Origin of the sequence: Kitasatospora arboriphila, from assembly GCF_039528095.1 — a bacterium.
GTDB classification, from domain to species: Bacteria; Actinomycetota; Actinomycetes; order Streptomycetales; family Streptomycetaceae; genus Kitasatospora; species Kitasatospora arboriphila.
The window spans coordinates 1-500 of the sequence record NZ_BAAALD010000349.1 but is presented as its reverse complement, the minus strand read 5'-3'; the positions used below and the strand labels follow the sequence as shown (position 1 = coordinate 500).

Below are 500 nucleotides of genomic sequence, written 5' to 3'. Positions count from 1 at the left end.
ACAAGCTCTACGACCAGCCCCAGACCAACGGCCAGGGCATTGGCTATCAGCACTACGACGAGTGCTTCGGCCTCTACCGCTCCTTCTACGAAATCGACACCAAATACCTTGACAGCCGCATGGTTGTCTCGAACTCGGCCCTGTACTTCACCGAGACCTACGGCGCCGACAACGGCTGCAGCAACACCTGGCCCGTCACCCTCAAACTCATGGACCCCATCAACAAGGACACCGTCTGGCCAGGCCCGCGCGAGGTCTCCACTATCCGCACCCAGACCGTCAAAAGCGCTGCCTTCGCAGGTCGTTGTGACCCCGTTCCGGTGCTTTTCGACGTCACCAGTACCATCAGGAACTACCTCGACAACGACGCCCTGACGTTCGGTCTGTTCGGCAACGAGAGCAAGTACGACACCAACTACGGGTTCATGCGCTTCGGCACCAACCCGTACATCAAGACCACGTACGACATCGCGCCCAAGGCACCGTCCGGTATGAACACC

General features: G+C 59.4%; 1 protein-coding gene. It reads left to right on the top strand.

From position 1 onward, the window contains the following. On the top strand, positions 1-500 hold a 500-nt coding region (locus ABD353_RS40335), incomplete at both ends, for a hypothetical protein (RefSeq protein ID WP_344628661.1).